1 protein-coding gene is annotated in these 2,636 nt (G+C 70.6%); it reads left to right on the top strand.

Annotated features, from left to right (window positions below):
* Nucleotides 1-2,079 precede the first annotated feature (2,079 nt).
* Nucleotides 2,080-2,478 (top strand): hypothetical protein, encoded by a 399-nt coding sequence (locus ACIBTM_RS35940; RefSeq protein WP_395881615.1) that lies wholly within the window; start codon nucleotides 2,080-2,082, stop codon nucleotides 2,476-2,478.
* The last annotated feature ends 158 nt before the right edge of the window (nucleotides 2,479-2,636 follow it).

Raw genomic sequence — 2,636 nt, 5'->3', positions numbered from 1 at the left:
CGCCCGCGATCCCTCAGGCACAACAATCCGCCCCCCAGCCACCGCACCCTCACCCCCCGCCACGAACCAGCCATCCTCACCCCGTACCCAACTCGTCCCGCCAGCCCACACAGCCCCCCCTACCCCGGGCCTGCCACCCGACCCCACAACCGAACCCGGGTCCGACACGCCGACCTCCAACGGAGACAGCAACACCGGAGACGAACCATCCCCCTCGACCCCGTCCTTCTCCGACACAACAACAGGCCGCGACGGCGGCGTCGGCGTCGGCGTCGGCGTCGGCGGGAGAACACCCCCCGCGTCCACAGCAGGCACCACCGGCAACCTCGCCCCCGCCGACCGATACTCACCCGCACCAGGCACTCGCGTCTCCGACCCACGCACCGACTCCGGCAACAGCGGCGGTGACGGCCGCGACGGCGCCACACCATCCGACTTGTCCCCCGGCCGGGCAACCGACGGCTGCGGACCATCCGGAGACCCACCAACGACCGCCGGCCCCTGCGCCTGCGATGACTTCGCCGGAACACCCGGTGCCGGAGCCTCCTGCGCCGCGGGCGACACTCCCTCGGGCCTACCACCCACCGGCGGCAACGACGACTTCACGGACTCCACCGGCACACCCGCGGCCACTGGCGGCACAACCTCCGGCTTCCCCGCCACCAGACCAGCCGTCTGCCGCTGCCCACCACCCTCCAGACGACCACCCACGTCACCAACCCCAGACCGCTGTGGCGGCTGGGGCTGGGGTGGCACCGTCCCCGACTTGCTCTCACCCAGCACGACCGACGACTCCGGCACCTTGCCAGAACCGTCAGCAACCGAAGGAGCAGGCCGCGCAGCAGCATCCGGCGAGGACTGCCGCTCAGGCGTCGTTGCCCCAGGCTCGGGGCTGCCTCCTGCCACCGGAGCCGGCTGTTTCACCGCCTCCGGAGCCCCACTCGTAGCCGCTGCCGGCTGCGCGTCGGGCACCGGCCGCTGCTGACCCGCCAACGATTCCGAGACAGGCGTGGCGACCGGCCGTTCCACCCCAGCGGCCACCGCCTGCTGACCGGACCCGACACCACCCGACGGCACAGCATCGGCAAGACCACTCACCGGACCCGGCTTGAGGAAACTCGTCAACCCACGCTCCACCGGCACCGACTGCGTGGCCGGCATCGGTCGCTGTTGCCCGGCAGACGACTCCGAACCCGGCCTCCCAGGCGAATCCAACGGCGCACCCGCCACCAGCGGCTTCCCAGAACCCACACCATCCGACACACCCCCCACCGACGCGGCAGGCTTGAGGAACTGCTCCGCCGCAGTCGGCTGCACACTGGTCACCGGCCGCTGCTGCCCCGCCGACACCTCCGCCGGGAGGCCCGGCTGATTCCCGCCACCGATGGTCGCCGGCTTCTGCCGATCCCCGAAACCAGCGCCCCCGGAATCGACCGCACCAGCGGAAGACCTCGACAACGGACGCTCAGTGACCTGCTCCGCCGAGTTCTGCGACATAGACGTCGACGCGGGCCCACCCCGCTGCCCCGACTCACCAGACCCGTCAGTCGCCCCTGACTGCCCTGGAGCGCTGCCCGTGACCTGCGGGCGCGTCTCCCCCACGCCACGCGCCACTCCCTCACCCGGCGAGGCACCAGCCGACGTGGCGACCGTCTGCGGCCTGGTCTCCGCCGCCGGGGCAGACCCCGCCACCGACCGCTCCGTAGCACCAGCACCCGCCGCATCCGACCGCGTGTCCGACGCAGAAATATTCGGCCTGGAGGTGTTCGAACCCGCCTGGTCTGAGGCGCTGTCCCCGCCAGTGCCGTGACCTGCCGTCCCCTCACCCTGCGAAGTAGTGACCAGACCGGACCCGCCGACCCGCACACCACCCTCAGCCACAGCCCCGGCATTACTCGTGGTTCCAGCACGACCACTGGCCTCGGTGGATCCGGTATCGCCGGTATGCCCAGCTGATGTTGTCGTCGTGGACGTGTCGTTCGCCGTAGTGTGCTGGAAACCGGTGCCGAGTGGAGTATCGACCGTGACGAACCGCTCCGACCCCGCTTCTGATCCCATCGTGGTGCGGGAAACGCCAGTGTGGGAGGACTCCGCCCCAGCACCACCCGGCGAAACCTCGGCACCATCCCGGGAAACTCCATTGTGGACTCCACCACCGCGGGAAGCGTCACCACGGGCATCCTCACCGCGGGAAGCGTCACCGCGGGAAGCGTCACCGCGGGAGTCCTCTCCGGCCGGGGTGCCATTCGCCGCATCATCGGCCGCGGCGCGGCTGGTGCCGTTCTCCGCAACCTCGCCCGAGGACACCGTCCGCGGGCGGGACGTACTATCCGTTCCGGCACCGTCGCTGGTCTTGCCCTCGGCATCGGCTTTTTGCCCGGTACCGGTGTTGCCGCCTCGCGCGTGGCCGGCATCCCGCTCGGCGGTATTCGTACTGTCCCCGGTGTGGTCACCGGACTTTTCCTCACCGGCGACTGATTTCTCCCCGCCCCCAGTCCCACCGGTGCCGCCACCCGAACCCCCCACACCGAACCGCCCCAAATCCGCCACACTCAACCGCAGCTTCTCCACCACACCCGGCAACCCACTGAAAGCCCCACCAAAATTCGGCCCCGCACCCTGCGACCGACTCACCA

Origin of the sequence: Amycolatopsis sp. NPDC049868 (assembly GCF_044461365.1) — a bacterium.
In the GTDB taxonomy this organism is placed as follows: domain Bacteria; phylum Actinomycetota; class Actinomycetes; order Mycobacteriales; family Pseudonocardiaceae; genus Amycolatopsis.
The sequence above is the reverse complement of the archived record's forward strand: the minus strand, read 5'-3'. Positions and strand labels throughout refer to the sequence as shown.